General features: G+C 47.3%; 15 protein-coding genes. 7 read left to right on the forward strand and 8 right to left on the reverse strand.

Features of this window, described 5'->3' with window-relative positions:
- Positions 1 to 6 precede the first annotated feature (6 nt).
- The 4 genes from TPRIMZ1_RS0103410 to TPRIMZ1_RS0103425 form a co-directional block, all read right to left on the reverse strand.
- Positions 7 to 1,392: a hypothetical protein gene (locus TPRIMZ1_RS0103410; protein WP_010254708.1), complete on the reverse strand. Its 1,386-nt coding sequence runs from the start codon at positions 1,390 to 1,392 to the stop codon at positions 7 to 9.
- Positions 1,393 to 1,404: 12 nt separating this feature from the next.
- Positions 1,405 to 2,628 (reverse strand): hypothetical protein, encoded by a 1,224-nt coding sequence (locus TPRIMZ1_RS0103415; RefSeq protein WP_010254709.1) that lies wholly within the window; start codon positions 2,626 to 2,628, stop codon positions 1,405 to 1,407.
- A gap of 82 nt (positions 2,629 to 2,710) precedes the next feature.
- Positions 2,711 to 3,421 (reverse strand): P-II family nitrogen regulator, encoded by a 711-nt coding sequence (locus TPRIMZ1_RS0103420; protein WP_010254711.1) that lies wholly within the window; start codon positions 3,419 to 3,421, stop codon positions 2,711 to 2,713.
- A complete protein-coding gene (locus TPRIMZ1_RS0103425) occupies positions 3,411 to 4,979 on the reverse strand; it encodes a DUF1538 domain-containing protein (protein WP_010254712.1) in 1,569 nt (522 codons plus the stop codon). The genes TPRIMZ1_RS0103420 and TPRIMZ1_RS0103425 overlap by 11 nt, the downstream gene beginning before the upstream one ends.
- A 162-nt stretch (positions 4,980 to 5,141) precedes the next feature.
- On the opposite strand from TPRIMZ1_RS0103425, the gene TPRIMZ1_RS0103430 reads away from it, so the two are divergent.
- The 6 genes from TPRIMZ1_RS0103430 to TPRIMZ1_RS18360 all read left to right on the forward strand — a co-directional run bounded on the left by TPRIMZ1_RS0103430 (position 5,142) and on the right by TPRIMZ1_RS18360 (position 14,012).
- Positions 5,142 to 7,163: a 4-alpha-glucanotransferase gene (locus TPRIMZ1_RS0103430; protein ID WP_010254714.1), complete on the forward strand. Its 2,022-nt coding sequence runs from the start codon at positions 5,142 to 5,144 to the stop codon at positions 7,161 to 7,163.
- Between the two features lie 13 nt (positions 7,164 to 7,176).
- Complete coding sequence (locus TPRIMZ1_RS0103435; RefSeq protein ID WP_010254715.1) at positions 7,177 to 10,950, forward strand: alpha-amylase family glycosyl hydrolase; 3,774 nt, start codon at positions 7,177 to 7,179, stop codon at positions 10,948 to 10,950.
- Positions 10,951 to 11,357: 407 nt separating this feature from the next.
- Entirely contained in the window at positions 11,358 to 12,401 is a 1,044-nt protein-coding gene (locus tag TPRIMZ1_RS0103440) for an MBOAT family O-acyltransferase (RefSeq protein WP_198429892.1), read from the forward strand.
- Between the two features lie 8 nt (positions 12,402 to 12,409).
- Positions 12,410 to 13,312, forward strand: coding sequence for a hypothetical protein (locus TPRIMZ1_RS0103445; RefSeq protein ID WP_010254718.1), 903 nt, complete (start codon positions 12,410 to 12,412; stop codon positions 13,310 to 13,312).
- Positions 13,313 to 13,425: 113 nt separating this feature from the next.
- Entirely contained in the window at positions 13,426 to 13,710 is a 285-nt protein-coding gene (locus TPRIMZ1_RS0103450; RefSeq protein ID WP_010254720.1) for a type II toxin-antitoxin system Phd/YefM family antitoxin, read from the forward strand.
- Positions 13,707 to 14,012 (forward strand): type II toxin-antitoxin system RelE/ParE family toxin, encoded by a 306-nt coding sequence (locus TPRIMZ1_RS18360; protein WP_010254721.1) that lies wholly within the window; start codon positions 13,707 to 13,709, stop codon positions 14,010 to 14,012. The genes TPRIMZ1_RS0103450 and TPRIMZ1_RS18360 overlap by 4 nt, the downstream gene beginning before the upstream one ends.
- 97 nt (positions 14,013 to 14,109) lie before the next feature.
- Here the strand turns inward: TPRIMZ1_RS18360 and TPRIMZ1_RS20395 are convergent, their stop codons facing one another.
- Entirely contained in the window at positions 14,110 to 14,265 is a 156-nt protein-coding gene (locus TPRIMZ1_RS20395) for a hypothetical protein (protein ID WP_157784172.1), read from the reverse strand.
- 44 nt (positions 14,266 to 14,309) lie between these two features.
- Here TPRIMZ1_RS20395 and TPRIMZ1_RS0103465 point away from each other — a divergent pair, with 44 nt between their 5' ends.
- A complete protein-coding gene (locus tag TPRIMZ1_RS0103465; RefSeq protein ID WP_010254724.1) occupies positions 14,310 to 15,572 on the forward strand; it encodes an HD domain-containing protein in 1,263 nt (420 codons plus the stop codon).
- Between the two features lie 62 nt (positions 15,573 to 15,634).
- On the opposite strand, the gene TPRIMZ1_RS0103470 is transcribed toward TPRIMZ1_RS0103465, so the two are convergent.
- The 3 genes from TPRIMZ1_RS0103470 to thrC form a co-directional block, all read right to left on the reverse strand.
- Complete coding sequence (locus TPRIMZ1_RS0103470; protein ID WP_010254727.1) at positions 15,635 to 17,299, reverse strand: Na/Pi cotransporter family protein; 1,665 nt, start codon at positions 17,297 to 17,299, stop codon at positions 15,635 to 15,637.
- Between the two features lie 107 nt (positions 17,300 to 17,406).
- Positions 17,407 to 18,924, reverse strand: coding sequence for a mechanosensitive ion channel family protein (locus tag TPRIMZ1_RS18365; protein ID WP_010254730.1), 1,518 nt, complete (start codon positions 18,922 to 18,924; stop codon positions 17,407 to 17,409).
- 19 nt (positions 18,925 to 18,943) lie between these two features.
- A complete protein-coding gene (thrC, locus tag TPRIMZ1_RS0103480; RefSeq protein ID WP_038077771.1) occupies positions 18,944 to 20,248 on the reverse strand; it encodes a threonine synthase in 1,305 nt (434 codons plus the stop codon).
- Between the last annotated feature and the right edge of the window lie 7 nt (positions 20,249 to 20,255).

Genomic DNA, 20,255 nt, shown 5'->3' on the forward strand with positions numbered 1-20,255 from the left:
AGACTCTTAGAACCCAAATTTCAGTCCAACAGTAACTTCCGCTCCGCCTAACTGATAACTCTTAAGATAATCCTGGGATTTTAATCCGGCCGTAATATCAAATTCGAAGACCCGCGCATCAACAGCAAATCCCAGTTTATGCCGCCAGTATCCCTCTTCCACGCCGGTACCCAGGGTAACAAAGAGAATACGAGCCACGTTCAGCTGAGCCTCAAGGGCGCCGTTAAAATACGCTTCCTCGCTGGGATTCAGAACGGTAAACCCAATGCTCGGCTTAATAGTCAGGAAGTCCCTTCTGAAGGGCCGGTACAGAACATAAAAATCAAAGCGCAGGGGACGTACCACAAACCGGTCGTCAATTGCTTCGCCATCCTCCGTTGTAATTTCTCCGATATCGCCAATCCCATCAAAAAGACTTTGGTCTTTCTTATCTATCATTATACCGTTGACTTTAAACTTCTTACCATTAGCTAATTTGGCGGGAACAATAGGAATATGACTAATCGTGCCCCCCACATCAATAATAGGGAAGAGCGCATATTCACCGTTCAAGGAAATATCACCGCCCCCTCCCAGAGTGGAAGAGTCACTAAAAATATTATATAAATCCAGATTACCGCCGACTTCAACATACAATCCGCTTTCGGCATCCAATTCATATTTCAGGGTAGACTTGGGAACATATACCAGGGGGACATAGTAAGCCGGAGCAACACCGACCCGCAATTTTTTATTAAGGAAAGTTCCGTACCAACGAAAGCCCGCATCCGCGAATACAGCGCCGGAAACAGCAAATTCACCGGACATGTTGTGATCCCCCTCCAGATTCCCTTTGGATAAAAGATCAAACAAGGATTTGGGCAGATTCACGTCACCCCGGCCGTCAACATTAACAAATTCCCCCGCACCCCATCCGCTCTCTCTGAAATTAACATCCAGAAATTGATGGAAAGAAGCATCAAAACCGATATCGACACCACTACTCGTTATTTTATCATTCCAGCTATCCAGATCAATAACGACCTCTTTTTTTAAGATATCGCTCCCACCGATAAGGCTGTTCCCAAAACCTCCGCCTACATTAAACCCAAAATCAATATACCGGATGGCTTCGTTATGCCGTGTGGTTCCCGGCAGCGTAAAGTAATCCAACACAACGGCAAAGACGGTTTTTTTTCCTTTCGGTTCCGGTTCCGCTTCCCATTCATTTTGTTCCTGAACATAGGCTTGGGCCTGGGCGGTTTCTGCGCTTTCCGCAGCAACCGCCTCCAGTTCTTCTACAACACTATCCGCCGGAACTTCTCCCTGAGCAAGCGCAGGCTCATCGGTTTCCTGTGCGTACAATCCCAAAGCCAAGAACGATATAATAAAAACCAATAAAAGTTTCTTCATTTTTTGCCGCTCCTACAATTGTATGTTTAAATCGGCTTGGGCTTCCAAGGCTAATTTAAAATCAAATTTAGATTCCGTACCATCTGCCTGGGGTTTTATGATGATACTGTTATTCGCTTTTTCCACAAGGACCAGAAATCCGGGATTAAAGGGAGGCTTCAATTCAAGGTCATCAAATTCTATTTCGTAATCGGCGTCGGGGTTATTATTCAAAGATATGGTTTGGTTTTTTTGTTGTATTCCCAAAAATAGATTATCAATTGCGGTGTTCTCAATGTTATTAACCAATATTGTCACAAAATCTAACTGTTCAAATATATCATCATCGTCCTCTTTCTTATCACTCCCTCCCTTTCTGCCGAATAAATCTTCATCTCCCTTAGGGAGGGCATCCAAATTCAATTTAACATACGTTGTGTTGATGCCAGCTTTATTTTTAAACGTTACTTCCTGTGAAATATTATTCTTATCTTTGAGAGGAACGGAAAATTTTAACGGCAATTTTATAACCAGGTCAACCTTAACCGAGGCGCCCGTCTTAACGGTTCCATCAATTTCAAAACCCAGGGTGACAGGAGAGTTGGCATTAAATGCAACATTAAGATCGGTGGTAGGATCAGCGGGCAGCGGATCAACCCATGTTTTAACATTTTTTCCCTTCTCCACAAATGCAGTTGTAATGAAATTGTTTGTACCATCAATTCCAGCATCAGACAGCAGTGTCGTTGTTTGTTTGGAAATTGTATAGCTTAGAGTCATTGTACCGCTGGTCATTCCGGCTACATATAAATACGCAGGAACCGAATCAAAGCTAACGCCCCCTAAGAAATTCGTAATCTCGTGTAAAGCCAAGTTTGGAATGGTACCCGAAAATTTGCTGCCCTTATCATCCCTTAATGGTATATCTATCGGTGCATCATACGGCGACGGCACCGTAAACTCCGGAATTAACGGGAAGCTTATCAAATAGGTCTGAACGCCGTCATCACCTGTCGCATTGATATCGCCCCGATACGTATATATACGGCTGGTAGAATTATTCCCTCCCAACTGGTCCTTTAAGCCATCCACATTAAGGAACTTATCAACCAGGGTATTGTCACTCCCAAAGGGGCTGCCCAGGTTAAGATATACCCCCGGATGACCTTTAACGCTTACTGACTGTGGTATTTCACAGGCAACCACTACACAAAAACAGAGTATTCCGGTAAAAACGGCATATAACTTACTACGCATCAAAAAACCCCCTGGATCTTGCTATCAATGAGACATACTATATCATTACTATGGAACTAATGCAATATTTTAAAAAAACGATTTATTTTAAATCAAGGCCGGCCACGCCATCCACGGGCAGAGAAAAGATGATCCCCCCCGCTTTTGAGGAAATGCCAAAGGCCTGGCTTACCGCCTGCATGATCGGCGCCTTCTTTTCACGGGTGGACAGGATGGTGATAATTTCTTTTTCGTCCTGAACGGAGATACCGAAAAATTTAACCGGCCCCTGATGAACGATACCGCGGGCATTAATCACGGTACCGCCGGTGGCCCCGGCTTCCCGGGCCACGGCCATAAATTCATCGCTATAACCCTGGTTTACCACCGACACTATCAAATCGAATTTAGTTTCGGAAATCACTTTCTCCGCCTCCGCTTCTAACGAAATTTTAAAGTTCTTCTCTATACTTACCTTAAAAACCTGCAAAATAGGCTGATTTATCCCCGAAAGAGGAAGGGTAAAAGAAATCCCGGCGCCGGGGTTGTGGAGACCAATCTTCTTGGTAACCTCCTTCAAAAGCGGCGCTACCCCAACATCCTGTTCCAGACACATGATCACCGCTTTCTCGGTACTACCTATTCCCAAAAGGTCCAGGATATCAGAACTGGCGGTACCCCGGCCCTTAACGATATAGTGGAACCGGACCTTTTCCTGCTCACAAATATCCGTAACCACCCGGGCCTTAGTCCAGTCAACGATAAAGATTACACATTTTAACAGGGGTATTCTTACCCCATTACTATCTATCATTAGAGGATCCCTCCACTCCGTATTCAACAATCTCTCCGGCTCCGGTGCTATCCAGGGCCTGTGCTGCCGCACGTTTCGTCGCGGTCCTGATCTTATGGCCGTAAAGCAATCCCATGATCTGTATAACAATCAGGGGGGTCATGGCAATCATGGCAACGATACCGAAGGCATCTTTCATCAGGTCCCCCCCAACGCCCTGGCAGGTCCCCATGGCCAGGGGCAGCAGGAAGGTAGAGGTCATGGGGCCGGAACACACGCCGCCGGAGTCAAAGGCAATACCGGTAAAAATCTTGGGAACAAAGAACGTAAGGGCCAGGGCCAGGACATAGCCGGGAACCAGGATATACATGATGGGTATCCCCACCAGGATACGGACCATGGTGATACCCAGGGCGGCGGCCATGCCGATGGAGAGCCCCTGTTTCATGGCCTTTTGGGGTATGGTACCCTGGGAAATCTCCTCGACCTGTTTATTCAACACATGGACCGCAGGTTCCGCCGCCACGATATAGTACCCGATCAGAATGCTCAGGGGAACCAGAATCCACTTAAAAGGGGAGGAAGCCAACTGTTCCCCCAGGAAATGGCCCACGGGGATAAAGCCTACATTGACCCCGGTTAGGAATACCACCAGGCCGATGAAGGTGTACAGAAACCCGATAAGGATACGGCCGATCTGGTGTTTTTTATACCGGTTGGAAACAAGCTGGAAAATAATAAAGAACACCACGATAGCCGCCAGGGCCAGGAACACATCCTCGGTATAGCGGGGAAATTCAATGGCGAAGTGTTTGATCACATCCCGGGAGGTATTAACCTCGGGAATGGCGAAGATCGCCACATCCGCCCCGCTGGGCCTGAAGAAGACCCCCAGTAAAAGGACCATCAGAATCGGGCCGATACTGCAAAGGGCTACCAGACCAAAGCTGTCGTCCTGGGAGTTCCTGTCGCTCCGTACCGAGGCGACGCCGACACCCATGGCCAGGATGAAGGGTACGGTCATGGGGCCCGTGGTAACCCCTCCGGAGTCAAAGGCCACGGGGATAAAGTCGGTCAGGAAGCTGTACCGGGGGATCATGGGGATAAAAATAATAACCGCAAACAAAATGCCGTAAAAAATTAAGAGCAACACCGAAAGCCGTATCTTAAAAAGGATACGGAATATCGCCAAGGCCAGGAATAACCCCACCCCGATGGCAACGGCCAAAATCAGCTGTAGTGGAGGAACCGCAGGTACCTGGGCGGCCAAGACTTGAAGGTCCGGCTCGGCGATGGTGATGATGAGCCCCATGAAAAAGCAGATAACCAAGGTCAGGATCAGTTTAGTGGTCTTGGTAAGCTGAACCCCTATACCTTCCCCCATGGGCATCATGGACATATCCGCCCCAAGAGTAAAAAACCCCATTCCCACGATAAGCAGGGCCGCGCCGACTATGAACATCAGGATAGTACCGGTAGGCATGGGTACCAGCACCACGCTCGCCACGAGAACAATCACGGAAATCGGGAGAACCGAGGAATAGGCTTCCCGGATTTTTTCTTTAAGTATCTTGTTCATACCATTGCCTTGACATACCAGGATCAGTCAAATTCTAATCATTTTATCAAAATATTTATAGGGGGCGCCACATGAACATCTTTCATTTTCACAATATATGGGTAATACTATACTTACGTATTACTTATATATGAAGTTATTTATTATTTTCGGGAGGACATTATGGCAAAAGCTCAAAAAGAACAAAATGCCGCTGAAATTTCCACAGGGCGTCTTATTGGTGTGGTCGTCCCGGTGGGAGCCCTCCGTGGCGAACAGAGCATTGGGGTTGGAGAATTTCCGGATCTGGTCGAATTTGCCGGTCTGTGTGCCCGGACAGGGATAGGCCTTATCCAGATCTTGCCTGTAAACGATACGGGGTACGAAAGTTCCCCCTATGGCTCTCTGACCGCCTTTGCCCTCAATCCTCTCTACCTTAGGATTGGGGATCTGGGCGAAGCCGCGGAATTTGCGGAAAAACTTACGACCCTTAAAAAGAAATTTGACAAGGAGCCCCGGTTTCCCTACTACAAAATACTCCGGGCAAAGATGGATCTGCTCCGGGAAATATACGCGGCAAACGAAAAAAGTATAATTGCAAAGGCTAAACCAGGGGCTTCCCTGGCCGCTTGGATCGATAAAAATCCCTGGGTAAAGGAATATGCCGTATACCGCCGGCTTAAAGAGCTTAACGAAGAAAAAAGCTGGAAAGAATGGAAAACCCACCGGACCGTGACCCCCGAAGATATTCAGATCCTCTGGAAGGACCAGAAACAGCAGAAGGACCATCTCTTTTGGGCCTGGCTCCAGGAGGCGTTGGATACCCAGTTCAGTAAAGCCGCAAAGGCCCTGAACAAGGAGGGGATACTTCTGGAAGGGGACCTTCCCATTCTGATGAACGAAGATAGCTGCGATGTCTGGGCGCACCCTGAATATTTCTATCCCGAGCTTTCCGCCGGGGCGCCCCCGGATATGTACAATGCCAACGGACAGAACTGGGGTTTCCCCACCTATAACTGGACCGCCCAGGCTAAGGACGATTATTCCTGGTGGCGCCTGCGGCTTAAAACCGCAGAGAAGTACTACAATGCCTACCGCATAGACCATGTGCTCGGTTTCTTCCGTATCTGGTCCTCCCTGCGGGAAAACAACTTCGATAACGCTATTTTGGGCCGCTATGTGCCCTATACTCCGGTTACCAAAAAGGACTTCGATGAGCTTCACTTTGATGAAGCCCGGATCCGCTGGCTTTCCCAGCCGCATGTCCCTACCGGAGAAGTCTGGGACGCCCTGAAAGATACCGGCGCCGCCGCTCCGGAGGCGGAGAAGATCTTCTCCACGGTATTGGAACGTATCGGCAGTGAGGAGCTGTGGCTCTTCAAAAAAACCATCAGGGGCGAGAAGGATATTACCGACCTGGGACTGCACCCGGCTGCAACCAACTATCTGCGCTGGGCTTGGCGGAACCGGCTCTTCCTGGAATATGAAAAGGGAAAGTTCTTCCCCCTATGGCTTTTCCGGGAATCCCGGGCCTACAAATCCCTCTCGGGGGACGAACGGAACACCCTGGAGGATTTATTGAAAAGGCGGCAGGAAGAATCGGAAAAAACCTGGGAAACTCAAGGCAAAAAACTCCTTTCGGTGCTGCTTGAATCCTCCAAAATGCTCCCCTGTGCGGAAGATCTGGGGGCGGTTCCGGATTGTGTGCCCCGGGTACTGGCAAAACTCAAGATTCTGGGGCTTCGGGTTATCCGGTGGCACCGCGAATGGGACAAACCGGGCCAGCCCTACTATGCCTTCGACGAGTACCCGGAACTAAGCGTATGTACCCCCTCGGTTCATGACAGCTCTACCCTGCGGGAATGGTGGGACCGGGAAGCGGATCAGGACGGCTTCAGCGCCTTCCTGGGGGTTCCTTCCCTGCCGAAGGTGTATAATCCCGGTACGGCAAAGATTGTCCTTTCCAAGGCCGCTGCTGCTGCATCCCGTTTCCGGGTCTTCCAGATCCAGGACCTGCTTCACCTTTCCACCAAGTGGTATGCCGAGGATCCCGCATCGGAACGGATCAACGTGCCCGGTAACGTCAACGAATTCAACTGGACCTATCGCCTTCCCGCGACTATTAAGGAGATCGGGACGGATGAGTCTTTGATCAAATCGATTCAGGAGTTAGCTGTCGTTGTACCGAAGAAAAAGAAAAATTAAAGAAGGAAACTCTATGCAAAAAATTACTATCGGTACTTCCTTTCAGGATGGATGGGCGGCGCAGCGGAGGGCTACCATGGAGTTTCATATTCGTCACGATGTCCGTATGGAGCATGGGCTTGATACGGCCCTTTTTTCGCTCCGGGGTAACGTAATCCTGGCGGATTTTCAGCAGGTACGGAAACTTACGGCGAAGTTCAACGCAAAGGTGGACGGCGCCGCCCATCCGGAACGGATCATCAAGGCGGGACAGCTTAATGCCATGGGCCTTATCGACGAGATCCTTCACTTTATAGTTGCCCTCTACCGTCAGCAGATCCAAAAGGACATCTTTGAAACCGCCCTGGAGCGGTTGAATACGTCCCTGGGGGAAGAAAAAACCGCCCATCTTCTGGAAACCTTTGGCGCCCAATTCCCGCCCCAAAGGGTATACGCCGGGAAAATTTCGGTTATAGACTATCTCCGGGGAACAGACGAAGGGGAGAGCTGTAAATCCCTGGCCCTGGAGGAACTGATGCTCCTGGCCCTGGCAAACCTCAACCCCGCCTTTACCCCCTTTACGTTTCTCTTTGATGATAAGGACCTGGAAACCGCTACGGTCTATACCGATGCGATTTCCGTGCTGCGGGCCCATTTAACGGAGTCTCCCCCCTTTGGTCCCGATGGTCAGAACCTCTGGGACCTCCTTCGCGCCCCAGCTCTGGCTTCATCGACCTTGAGCGGCCAGCTGGAATATATGCGGAACAAATGGGGAATTCTGCTGGGGAAATTTATGGCCCGGCTTCTCATGGGCCTGGATGTTATCAAGGAAGAGGATAAACCCGTGTTTTTCGGCCCCGGACCGACCCAGGCCTATACCTACGACGGGCTGGATGAATACGAACGGTTCAGCCCGGACCAGGAATGGATGCCCCGGACGGTGCTTATGGCAAAAAGTACCCTGGTATGGCTCTATCAGCTGACCAAAAAATACGGCCGCCCCATTGAGCGGTTGGACCAGATCCCCGACGAAGAATTGGACGAACTGGCCCGGCGGGGCTTTTCCGGGCTCTGGCTCATCGGCCTCTGGGAACGGAGCAACGCCTCTAAGACTATTAAGCAGTGGACGGGAAACCCCGAAGCCGCCGCCAGCGCCTATAGCCTCCACGACTACGACATCGCCGGGGAACTGGGCGGATGGGGTTCCCTGACTAATCTTCGGGAACGCTGTTTCCAGCGGGGTATACGGCTTGGTTCGGATATGGTCCCCAACCACACGGGTATCGATTCCCGGTGGGTCATGGAACATCCGGACCGGTTCCTTCAGCTCAGCTACCCGCCTTTCCCTACCTATACGTTTAACGGCGGCAACCTTTCCAACCGGGATGGTATTACCGTTCAGATTGAAGACCATTACTATAACCGCAGTGACGCTGCGGTGGTTTTTAAACGGATCGATCACCACACCGGGGATGTGCGTTACATCTACCACGGTAACGATGGTACCTCCATGCCCTGGAACGATACCGCACAGATAGACTTTCTGAACCCCGAAGCCCGGGAAGCGGTGATCCGCACCATCATCGGGGTCTGCCAGCAGTTCTCCATAGTCCGCTTTGACGCGGCCATGACCCTGGCCAAAAAGCATATCCAGCGGCTCTGGTACCCCGAACCGGGACACGGCGGGGACATAGCCAGCCGGGCCGAACACGCCCTTCCTGCAGACGAATTTAACCGCCGTATCCCCAACGAGTTCTGGCGGGAAGTGGTGGACCGCTGTGCCGCAGAGGCTCCCCATACCCTGCTTTTGGCGGAAGCCTTCTGGATGATGGAGGGGTACTTTGTACGTACACTGGGTATGCACCGGGTGTACAACTCCGCCTTTATGAACATGCTTAAAAACGAAGAAAACGCCAAATACCGGGCTTCTATCAAAAACACCCTGGGGTTTGATCCCGAGGTTCTCAAACGGTTTGTCAACTTTATGAACAACCCCGATGAGGATACTGCGGTTGCCCAGTTTGGCAAGGGGGACAAGTACTTCGGCATTGCCACCCTCCTGGTAACCATGCCGGGGCTCCCCATGTTCGGCCACGGCCAGATCGAGGGCTTTGAGGAAAAGTACGGCATGGAATACCGCCGGGCTTACCGGGATGAAAAGCCGGATCGCCACCTGATGGATCGCCATGAACGGGAAATCTTCCCCTTAATGAAGAAGCGCCATATTTATTCCGGAAGCGCCGATTTCTGTCTCTACGATCTTTACACCCCCCAGGGCTCGGTGAACGAAAATGTGTTTGCCTATTCCAACAGTGCCGGTAACGACCGGAGTTTGGTGCTGTTCAACAACGCCTATGCCGAAGCCGGCGGCTGGATCTACAAGGGCGCGGTGGCTATCCCCCAGAAAGACGGCGGTTTCCGCCAGGACAGCCTCTGCCAATCCCTGGGCCTGCATGGATCGGGTACTTTTTTTGCCCTGCTCAAAGAACAACGGCAGGATCTCTGGTATATCCGGTCCTCCAAAGAAATCGCCGAACGGGGGCTCTTTGTTTCCCTCAAGGGCTACGAAGCCCAGGTCTTTATTGATATCCACGAAGTGGAAGACGATAAGCGGGGACGTTTTGCCCGGCTTCACGCGGAACTCAACGGCCGAGGCGTCAAGGATGTGCACGCGGCGGTCCAGGATATCTATCTTGGTGAGCTTTACTACCGGTTCACCGAACTCTTTAAGCGGGACCATATGGATACCCTGCTCAGTATTCTCATTGAAAAACCGGGAAAGCCGGCGGCGGAAGACGCTACTTGCAACGAAGTTCCCCGCGCAGCAAAATCCACCCGGTCAAAATCTGCCAAAAACAGTGTTACTATCGCGGAGTTTATCGATTCCCTAAAAGATTCCGCCCTGAGCTTTATCAGCGTTGCGGAAAAGTTCCTTGACGGCGCCCTGTACGATCCCTTTGTCACCGAATGGACCTACCAAAAAATACCCGGTGAACAGATATGGAAAGAGTTTGCCGCCTACCTCGACCGCCTGAAGACCCTGACGGAATACGGATACAGCACACCCCACAAGGCTGATACTCAGGCGATACGTTTTCTGCGGAGCCTGGGGGAAAAGATCATAGCCCGACCGGCCATCGCAGTCTTCGCCTATGCCTATGGAACACTATCACTGCTGCGAAATATCATCGGCGCAGGAGCTTCCGGGCTTGAAGCCAAGGCCCTCTCGGATCACTGGACCCTGGACCGGAAGCTGCGGGAATGTTTTGGCAGCGGCATAAACGGGGACGAGGCCTACCGGGTCATGGAAATTATGAAGGCCGTATTGGCCCGCACCAGCCCTGTGCTTTCAACAGATTTTCCCACGGAGCCAGTAAAGACCACGGGAAAGAAAAAAGCTGCGGCATTGAAAAAACCGCTTCCAAAAACCGTTGACAAAACTCTGTCTCCAGCGGAAACCCTTATCCTGGACAATTACCATGCGGAGGATTTCCGAAAGCTTCTGGGGGTAAATATCTTTGAGGATACCATATGGTTCAACAAGGAAGCCTTTGAGGAAGTTCTTTTCTACGCACCCCTGTTCACAGTCCTGGAAAGCGACAGCGCCCTGGAAACGGTTAAGCGCCCGCTAAAAAAAGCCGCCGCCAAAACAAAGGCAGCAGATTCGACAGAGCCCGCCAAAAACTGGCTGAACCGGGTTGCAAAGATAGCGGACCTTGCCGAAACCTTTGCCAAGGCGGAAGCAAAATCCGAGTACCAGCTTGACGAACTTCTGGGGGCGCTTTCGGCGGGAAGGCCTAAGAAGTAATTATGCTTTTTAATTCTCTTGATTTCGCCGTTTTTTTGCCACTGGTTTTCTTTTTACACTGGTTTGTCGCCAAAAAGAGCTTAAAAGCCCAAAATATATTGATCGTTATAGCAAGTTATATATTTTATGGCCGGTGGGATTGGCGTTTTTTATTTTTGCTGCTTTTCAGTACCCTTACGGATTTTTTTACCGGTTTAGGCTTATTAAACGAGCAGAATATACAAAAGCGAAAATTTCTTTTGGCCCTAAGTATTTTTGTTAACTTAACTTTTCTTATGGTCTTTAAGTATTACAATTTTTTTATTGATAGCTTTATTTCAGCATTTACATTTTTTGGAAAACCAATAAACTTCAGGCATATAAATATCGTCCTGCCGGTGGGAATTAGTTTTTATACATTTCAAACCATGAGTTATTCAATTGATGTATATAAAAAGAAACTCGAGCCAACAAAAAATTTTATCGCCTTTGCGGCTTTTGTAGCTTTTTTCCCACAGCTTGTGGCAGGCCCCATAGAACGGGCGGCAAAGTTACTGCCACAGTTTTATATAAAAAGGGTTTTTAATTATGAGAAGGCTTCTGACGGCTGTAAGCAGATCTTGTGGGGCTTTTTCAAAAAAATGGTTATTGCCGATAACTGCGCGGTATATGTAAATATGGTTTTTGACCATTATAAGAACTATTCGGGCAGTACGTTGTTATTAGGGGCGGTGCTTTTTGCTTTCCAGATATACGGCGATTTTTCAGGTTATTCCGACATAGCCATAGGGACATCCAAGCTTTTCGGTGTCACCTTAATGAAAAATTTTGCGTTCCCCTATTTTTCCCGGGACATGGCAGAATTTTGGAGAAGATGGCATATATCCCTTACCACCTGGTTCAGGGATTATGTTTATATTCCCCTGGGAGGCAGCAAGCGGGATACGCTTATAAGCATTAGAAACACTTTTATTATTTTTTTAGTAAGTGGATTCTGGCATGGCGCCAATTGGACATTTATTGCCTGGGGCTTTATAAATGCCCTTTATTTTCTGCCCCTTATGTTGTTAAAAAGGAACCGTCAAAACAAGGATACTGCCGCGGCAGGTAAAACATTCCCTGGTTTTAAAGAGCTGGTATCGATCATTAGTACTTTTTTTCTGACAGTAATAGGCTGGATATTCTTTCGCTCCTATACAATCCGTGACAGCGCGGGCTATTTAGCAAAAATATTTTCAAAAACAATTTTTAAAAAACCGGCTTTTAATATCGTGTCAAAATACAGCATTGTCGGTGCCCTTATATCAATTATAATCCTTATCAGTATCGAATGGATAAACAGAGACGAAGAATACGGGCTTAAAAAACTTCCAAAAAGTAAATTGCTGCGATGGGTCATCATTATAGGTATCACCATGGTTATTGTTGAATTAGGCGGCGCACAGCAGGAATTCATCTATTTCCAATTTTGAGAGGACATATGAAAAAATTCATCAAAAAATTTGTGATATATACCTCCATTGTTGCAGGGGTACTGAGTTTTTCTATTGGAGCGACTTACTTTATAGTGTCAAGTGCAAGTTTTAATCTGCCAAGGGATAAAAACATTTTGATCCTAGGGGATTCTCATACAGAACGGGCAATTAACGACCGTATTCTTACTAAATCCGTCAATCTGGCTGAAAGTGCGACCGCTTATCTGTATTCTTATGTCAAATTAAGAAAATTAATCAAAAATAACCCCCAAATTGATACGCTGCTGTTGTCTTTTCACAGCAGTGTTTTTCTAAATAACCAGGATTACAGACGGACTATTTTAGATAATAGAATAGTAAGGTTTGTCCCAAAATATATTACATTGTTTGCCGCTGAGGAATTTGCTTTTTTTAGAAATAGAAAGGACTTTTATTGGTCCATATTAAAATTGCCATTAAAAAACGTCAGAACTATTGCAAAATTTATTATACGCCGCAGAGTTAGCTATAAAGATCTATACATCGGCGGTTTTAAAAATTCGAATAGTAATAATATACCTAATGAAGATAGCGCAGAAGATCAAGAAAACGTGAAACATAAGGAGATAAACACGGAATTACAAATATCCCAATACTTGATGAAGATCATTGATCTGTGTGAGGAGAACGGCATAACCTTGGTTTTGATCAATACCCCTACGTATATGCCGGAAAAATATGGAAATCCGGAATTGGCCAGGTATTACTATCACCGTTATTTAGAAAACAGAGGTGTCCACTACCTCGATTATTCTGATTTCCCCTTGCCGGATTTTGGATACAGCGATATCGGGCACTTAAATCCAAAGGGTGCCGAGATATTCACCCGGTATCTTAACGACAATTACAATGAAGATGTGCTAAACTGAATTTATGGACCATTCAGTAATATTCGGCATACGATTGAAATATATTGGCTAAAATGTTGACCAATATATTGACCAATAATACAAAATAGTGTAATATGGTTACGGAGGGTATTATGGTAAATTTAACACAGGATTTAAAGCCAATTTCATATGTAAAAGCCCATATTACGGAGGTTGTGGATTATGTTGGGGATTCAAGATCCCCTGTTGTAATTACACAAAATGGAGAAGCAAAGGCTGTTTTAATGGATATAGAAAGTTATGAAAAAACAATTCATGCAGTTGCTTTATCAAAATTATTACATTTAAGTGAAAAATCAGCAATAGATGGAAAATTAATACCCCATGAGAAAGTAAAGGAAAGAATTGAAAAAACATTACGGCAGATAAAAAAATGAGAAAAATAGAATGGACTCCCGATGGGGAAGATTCCTTCAATGAAATTATAGAATATTTTTATTTAAGAGCCGACGAAAATACTGCAAGGAAAATATTTAACAAAATTAATAAAGAAATAGAATTATTGCAAATTGATGAGATAAAAACAAAGGTATCCCCAGAATTAAAGGATATTGGAATAAATGATATTTATCAATTAACAATAAACCCATGGATAGTATATTATAAAATAAATGAAGATAACAAAAAAATAAAAATATTATTAGTATTAGATGGTAGAAGGAATATAGAAAAATATTAATAGGTAAAGTAATAGATAATAAATTGTAAAAGCAATCGTACATCCCATAACCGGACTGCTGAAGTCACAAAGAGCCTCCTATTCATCACACCGTGTTTCATGGCGCCTCCAGCAAAAAGTCGATGATATTCCGCAGCCGTATTCCCTCGTAATCAGTGGTGAAGGTCTTGTCCATGGTAAGGATGGTTTTCTCGTAGTTGTCCCGTATCAGAAGCAGGGGCTGCAATTCCCGCTGACGAGTGGTTTCGTCCAACACGGATGGTTTTACAAGGGAAGTCGATGTGCTAAACTGAATTTATGGACCATTCAGCAATCTTCGGCCCCCTTGTTTCCGCAGGCTATTCGGTAAGGCTTCATAGTTTCAGCGCCCTGGATTGCTATATGAGACTGGCCCCCTTGCCCTATACCCTGGCGGAAACCAGCGCCGATATTCCGGCATTGGCCCGGCTCCTGGAGGGGCTGCGTTTTCCCGGCGCGGATATCGCCGATGGGGCGGTGGATATGGATGGACAAAGCTGGTACTTCCGCTGTGTTGATCCCGATGATATCCGCCATCCGTCCTATACCTTATTATCCCTAACCCAGGATTGGAAAACCAAACGTTTCCGGGACCTCCTGGATATGTACCCCCTGATCCGGGAACTACGGGACCAAGGCCGGGGCATCACCCCAAAAAACACCATCCCCGAGCCCGCCGTTTCCGCTCCCTGGTGGACCGGCCTTACCCCCGGCGGCGATCGTTACCAGGCGCTCATGGACGCCGCGCTCATCCTGGCCCGGTACGGCAAGTACGAGGATTCCACCGTTGATCCACACACTCCACCCATCGTCAAAATTCTGCGGCTCCTGGATACCCTTAAGCCGGGTCTTACGCCTAAACCTGAAGCGCAACGGCTCCTCCTAACAGGCATCCTGGTGTCCCCACGTCCGGATCTGGGGCTGGAACTTCTCAAGGCCGCCGGTTTCATCCGGGAGTTTTGGCCGGAACTCGCTATTCTGGATGACGTGGATCACTCCAAAGAATTCCATCCCGAAGGCAATGTATGGAAGCACACCCTGGAAACCTTTCGATACCGGAAAACTGTAGGGCATGGCCCTAGTTCGGGAAATGGCCAAACGGCCCATAATCATTCGGCCTACGATCTCCGTCTTTCCCTGGGGCTTTTGCTCCACGATGTAGGGAAGCCCCTGGCAGTCTCTTCCGGAAGCCGCCGTTTCGATGGTCATGCAGAGTTGGGCGCCAGGGCGGCCCGGAAATTTCTGGAACGCCTGGAATTCGATCCCCCGCTTATCGAAGATATTTACTACCTGGTAAAAAACCATATGCTCCCCGCGGCCTTGCCCAGGCTGCCCCTAATCAGAACCCAGGAAATTTTGGAATCCCCCCTGTTCCCTACCCTGCTGGAACTCTACCGCTGTGACGAGTCCTCGTCCTTCAAGGGCCTGGACGGCTACTATGAAAGCAGCGCCGCCTATCAGAGCTACCTGCGGAATCGCCGTAACCCATACCGGTCCGCAGACGGAAAAAAGATGGGAAAACGGAGCATCCGGGGATATTGAATTATCACCCCCGGCTATATGGGAATTTATTAATGTAATCGACCGGATCTTTTCAAAATCAATTATTGAATTTTTGCAAGGTTCTTAGAAATACTGAATGCGTAATCGCCGATTTTTTCTATTTTTCGTACAAGATCAATATACAATAACTCCGCTTTAACATTAGCGCCGTTTTTAAGCCGTTTCTTAGCGATTTTCTTAAATTCCTTTCGAAGACTATCAATTTGAATTTCAAATTCCTTTGCTTCTTTTAATTCTTCTCCGGTCAAATGCCGGTTAATATGTACCGTAATGAAATCTAAAAACTTTTTGGTAATATCCGCATATGGTAAAAGACGTTCAAAATCGGCTTTTTCAAAGGATATCTTCTTCTCAAGACTGCGTTTTAATAACATTGCAACGGTAAAACAATCATCCGTCATATTTTCAAGGTCGCTTACAATGGTGATCAACAAAGGGATATTGTTTTTTGTTTTTTTGTTTATAGATAATTCAGAGCATTTTAATAAATAGTTTGAGATCTCCTCTTTCATCTGATCGGCATAATTTTCCTGTTTTTCTAGTATATCTATTTTTTTTTCAACGAATTGATCCGTTAAGTCTACAAATCCTTCCCTAAGAACTTTAAACATAGTATTTACGACCATTGTCATATCGGCTATTTCTTTCTCCACACGGATTATGTGCGCTTCTCCGCTGTCCTTTATACCGGACGAAATAAATTCAAGGTGATATTCACTGGGAATTTCTACGCTGTTATTGGCCTTGATAATTTTTTGGGTAAATAGGGCTATTTGTTTCACAAAGGGCAGGAAAATAATTGTAGAAAAAACGTTAAATACGGTATGGAACATTGCAATGTGAATTCCTATTGATGATTCCACCGTTCCCGGTGTAATAAAATCGACCAGGGCAAGCAGGGGTTTAAAAAATAAGCAGGCGATTATGGTTCCGGAAACGTTAAACAAAACATGTACCAACGCTGCGCGCCGTGCGTTTACCAATGCGCCGATTGAAGCAAGAGGAGCGTCTGTTGTGGTACCGATGTTGCTGCCCAACGTCAGTGCCGCGGCAAATTCCCAGGTGAGCAAGCCGTTATAGGCCATGGTAATAATTATTGCGGTTACCGCGCTTGATGAATTGACGATTGCGGTAACAACCGCTCCCACAAGGACGCCAATAAGCAGACCCTTTACACCTGAGCTTGCTATCCCCGATAAAAATACCTGCAAAGTATCGGTGTTTAAATCCGGTATAGCCTCAGACAACCATTCCAGCCCTAAAAAAAGAAGCGAAAAACCCATGAGGGTTTCACCTAAATTTTCCAGGTGAAGGCGCTTTAGGGTTATTAAAAGAAAACCGATACCAAATGCCGGAATCGCAAAGGCGGTGATGTTAAATTTAAACCCAATAAGTGAAACAATCCATGCCGTTCCGGTTGTTCCGATGTTTGCGCCGAAAATTACCCCTATGGACTGTTCAAGGGTCAGAATTCCCGCATTGACAAAAGAAACGACCATGACCGTTGAGGCGCTTGAAGACTGAATGATAAGCGTAATAAGGGCGCCGGTTAAAACCGCCATCACACGGTTGTTTGTCATAAAGCTCAAAACACGGTGTAATGTTTGCCCGGCGCTTTTTTGAATACCGTCACTCATTAGCTTCATGCCGTACAGCAAGAATCCCAAGCTGCCAAAAATTTGAAATATAATTGCTATTATTTTCATAATTTATGGATTTCCTTCTAACAATTGTTTTTTAATTAATTACATTAACTATTTTTTATTATTTCCATCTATGCCCTATTATACTATTTTCTAATTCTTTGTCCACCCTACTTCCCCGCTTCCGGAGGGGAATCAAAAACTCGTTTACGCGAGGGAGTTTGAGGATCGGCGGAGGATTCAGGCGGCAGCCGTATCTGGTAAGCCGGCGCCGTCAGGCTTATCCCCGCCTCGGTGAACCCATCCTGCAGGTTTTGATACAGCTCCGAGTAGATGGCCGGTACTTTTTCTACCGCCTTGGTATATACATTGATCTGGTACCGGGCGTAATAATCATCCAGGGCGGTTTGTAATACATACGGACCGGGCTTTTCTTCTGTTAGAGCGGTCTTTTTTGCGGCGGCAAGGAGAATCTCGTGTACCTGGGGCCAGGGCACCGCATAGCCCATGGTAACTTCCGCATGAAGGATCAGCCCTTCCTCGTTTTCTGTGGAGGAGGTATGGTAGTTTACGATTTTAGAGGACAGGACCATCAAATTAGGAAAAGTAACGTACTCATTCTTATGGGTGATAATCCTGGTAACCATGGCCGACTTCTCCACCACAAAGCCCACCGTATCGTTGAGCTGTATCCGGTCTCCGATTTTAAATGGCCGCATATAGGTAATCACCATCCCGGCTACCATGTTTCCAATGGCGGAGCTGGACCCCAGGGAAACGATGATACCCACAAATACGGAAACTCCCTGGAAGGCATTAGACTCGGCCCCGGGAAGATAGGGATAAATAATGGCCACCATGAAGGCGTATAAAAGGATCCGTAAAATATTAAAGGTAGGCCTGGCCCAGTCGGCGTAGAAACCCGGTATCACCAGCCTTTCTTTTTCAATACGAAGGGCGAAAAATTTGAGAGTCTGAATTACATATCTGGTTATGATGACGATAATTGCGATGGTAAAAACATTGGGAATATAACCGAGTATCCCAAGGCCGATGTCTTTAAGGGGGTTCAGAACATACCCGAATAATTTATCCGCTAGATTTTTGGTCAGGGTAAACAGACTGAATACAATAGGAATGGTAAGGTACAGCTGAAAGGCGGTAACAATATATTTAGCTATTTTTAATAGGGTAAAAAGTATGTTCAGTATCTGCTTGGTATCCATGATATGGAACTTTTTTACGGTCAGGGATTTAAAGTGTTTGCTCCCATAAATCGTAAGCTTTCCCTGAAACCACTTAAAAAAATACCAGATGAGCCGTATAAACAGGGCCTGGGCAATTATGATTGCCGCCGCAATTCCTAGGCGCATTAGGATATTCAGCTTAAAACCGTTATCCACTTCGATGGCATTTTTTATATTCTCACCCAGTGTTTCTGCATTCCCGAGGATCCCCTTGTGGGATGCCGCATCCGGAACGGCAGTTCCTGCCGATGCCTCAGGTATCGTTTGATCCAGAATTATCCCCACGGCCGCCGCATCTTTGAGAGCGGCCTCGCCGTCCGCGACTGCTTCCGGGGGGGAATCTGCAGCCTCGGCAGAAGATTCCTCAGCCGCTGCGTTGAAGGGAAGCAGTAAAACTATCAGTGTTATACATAAACCAAATATATAGTTTCGAATCTTCATAGCAGCCCCCTTTAGAAAATTAACAGCAACTGGCTATGGCGCCTTCAAGAGCATCAAGTTGGGGTGAAATAGTTGCCATGGGATCAGTTTTTTTCCAGAGATTGGAAAATTTTTCCGGTATATCAAGTTGTTGGCCCGTGGCCTGCAAAACCAAATCGGCATGTTTTGCCGGATGCCCCGTGGCCAGGACCACCACATGGCCGTTAAACCCAGCGGTTTGGGATAAACGCCGGGCGGCGGCAAAGGCTACCGCACCGTGGGGATCCAGCAGGATATGATAGTCCTTCCAGGCCTTTTCCATAGCGGCTAAGGTTGTCCGGTCATCAATGGCATCGGGAAATACCATATTCCGCATTACCGCCGGAGCTTCCTTATAAAAAGATGCCAGCCTTTCATAGTTTGAGGGGACGCTTACATCCAGGGCCGGTGAATTGGTCTGAATCAGTTTCCCCGGCTTAAAGTCCTTACCCTTGATATAGTCCCCAAAAGCATTATTAGCATTCATGGCGGCGATGAAGCCGTTCACGGGCATTCCCATTTTCCAGGCATAGAGCCCGGCGATCAAATTGCCAAAATTCCCCGTGGGTACACTGAATATCAGCTCTCCCTTAAGGATTTTTTTCAGTTTGATAAAGGCATAAAAATAGTAGAAAACCTGAGGAAGAAGACGACCCGGATTAATCGCATTTGCGCAGGTAATCCCATACCGTTCCGCAAAAGGCCGGTCGTTTATAGCCTCAAGAATAAGACGCTGGCAGTCGTCAAAGGTACCCTTAATCTGAATGGGAATGACATTACCGCCATTGGTGATATAGGACTTGGGGTCCAAACCCCGGACCGGACCGGAAGGATAGAGTATAACCGAAATCATACCCTTACGTTGGGAAAAGGCATGGGCTATGCTGACCCCCGTATCCTGTCTGGCCGCAGAGAGTATCATGGCCCGCTGGTCGTTTTTAAGGAGCTCCTCCATAACCGCCGCTAAAAAAGCAATGCCATAATCTTTAAAGACGCCGGTAGGTCCGTTACAAAGGGTTAAAACGGAAAAATTATCGTCCAGTTGCTTTAGCTCCGGTTCAAAATCAAAGGCGCTTTCCGCTACCCGGGCCGCAGACAAGGGGTTTAGCTCCCCCTGCAGCAGGGCTGGCGCCACCGTGGCGACCAATTCCGGATAGCTGGTCTCGGTATCCATATAGAGAACATACTGCCGCATATCTAATACTGAAGCGGGAACATACAGCCCGCCGTCCATGGGGAGACATTGAAGAATTGCATCTTTAAAAGAAACCAGGGGATCATTTGACCGGGTAGACCTAAACTGCATGGACATC

Origin of the sequence: Treponema primitia ZAS-1 (assembly GCF_000297095.1) — a bacterium.
GTDB classification, from domain to species: domain Bacteria; phylum Spirochaetota; class Spirochaetia; order Treponematales; family Breznakiellaceae; genus Termitinema; species Termitinema primitia_A.

What these genes read in the sequence shown, in the direction of transcription:
- thrC (WP_038077771.1), bottom strand. Translation starts at nt 20,248, where the DNA reads ATGCAGTTTAGGTCTACCCGGTCAAATGATCCCCTGGTTTCTTTTAAA.
- TPRIMZ1_RS0103430 (WP_010254714.1), top strand. Translation starts at nt 5,142, where the DNA reads ATGGCAAAAGCTCAAAAAGAACAAAATGCCGCTGAAATTTCCACAGGG.
- TPRIMZ1_RS0103420 (WP_010254711.1), bottom strand. Translation starts at nt 3,421, where the DNA reads ATGATAGATAGTAATGGGGTAAGAATACCCCTGTTAAAATGTGTAATC.
- TPRIMZ1_RS0103445 (WP_010254718.1), top strand. Translation starts at nt 12,410, where the DNA reads ATGAAAAAATTCATCAAAAAATTTGTGATATATACCTCCATTGTTGCA.
- TPRIMZ1_RS0103425 (WP_010254712.1), bottom strand. Translation starts at nt 4,979, where the DNA reads ATGAACAAGATACTTAAAGAAAAAATCCGGGAAGCCTATTCCTCGGTT.
- TPRIMZ1_RS0103415 (WP_010254709.1), bottom strand. Translation starts at nt 2,628, where the DNA reads ATGCGTAGTAAGTTATATGCCGTTTTTACCGGAATACTCTGTTTTTGT.
- TPRIMZ1_RS0103435 (WP_010254715.1), top strand. Translation starts at nt 7,177, where the DNA reads ATGCAAAAAATTACTATCGGTACTTCCTTTCAGGATGGATGGGCGGCG.
- TPRIMZ1_RS18365 (WP_010254730.1), bottom strand. Translation starts at nt 18,924, where the DNA reads ATGAAGATTCGAAACTATATATTTGGTTTATGTATAACACTGATAGTT.
- TPRIMZ1_RS0103450 (WP_010254720.1), top strand. Translation starts at nt 13,426, where the DNA reads ATGGTAAATTTAACACAGGATTTAAAGCCAATTTCATATGTAAAAGCC.
- TPRIMZ1_RS0103410 (WP_010254708.1), bottom strand. Translation starts at nt 1,392, where the DNA reads ATGAAGAAACTTTTATTGGTTTTTATTATATCGTTCTTGGCTTTGGGA.
- TPRIMZ1_RS18360 (WP_010254721.1), top strand. Translation starts at nt 13,707, where the DNA reads ATGAGAAAAATAGAATGGACTCCCGATGGGGAAGATTCCTTCAATGAA.
- TPRIMZ1_RS0103440 (WP_198429892.1), top strand. Translation starts at nt 11,358, where the DNA reads ATGAGTTATTCAATTGATGTATATAAAAAGAAACTCGAGCCAACAAAA.
- TPRIMZ1_RS0103470 (WP_010254727.1), bottom strand. Translation starts at nt 17,299, where the DNA reads ATGAAAATAATAGCAATTATATTTCAAATTTTTGGCAGCTTGGGATTC.
- TPRIMZ1_RS0103465 (WP_010254724.1), top strand. Translation starts at nt 14,310, where the DNA reads ATGGACCATTCAGCAATCTTCGGCCCCCTTGTTTCCGCAGGCTATTCG.